The sequence below is a fragment of the Paenibacillus sinopodophylli genome (assembly GCF_005930355.1).
GTDB classification, from domain to species: Bacteria; Bacillota; Bacilli; order Paenibacillales; family Paenibacillaceae; genus Pristimantibacillus; species Pristimantibacillus sinopodophylli.
Map to the genome: position 1 here is coordinate 1 of NZ_VDBO01000066.1, position 422 is coordinate 422.

Below are 422 nucleotides of genomic sequence, written 5' to 3' on the forward strand. Positions count from 1 at the left end.
CGTGTGCTCTCCAGCTTGCCATCGTTTACTACACTCACATAAACGCTGCTTGCTGTTGCGCCAAGCTGTGTAATCGTTACTGTCGCTGTTGTGGCACCTGTACCGACTGTTGCTGTTCCAATTGCTGTGCCGCCTGTTGCTGCTTTGTAGACATTGACGATGTCGCCTTCTACTAGGCCTGTTACCACTACGGTATCATCTACGCCTGCTTTGTTGTTCGTTACAGTGATTGTTGCTGCTACCGGTGCTACAGATACGGGTTCAGTTTCATATTTAGCAGCCGTACGTGTACTTTCCAGCTTGTTCGCTTTCGTTACCGATACGTATGCTGTGCCGCCTGTTGCGGTAAGCAGATCGTTTTTCGAAATCGTTACTTCCGTTGCGCCGCTTGCCACAGTTGCCGTGTCAAGTGCCGTGCCGCC

At 51.2% G+C, this 422-nt stretch carries 1 pseudogene; it reads right to left on the reverse strand.

What is annotated here, in order from left to right:
• A pseudogene (locus FGT79_RS30685) lies at positions 1-422 on the reverse strand (hypothetical protein); the annotation flags it as partial.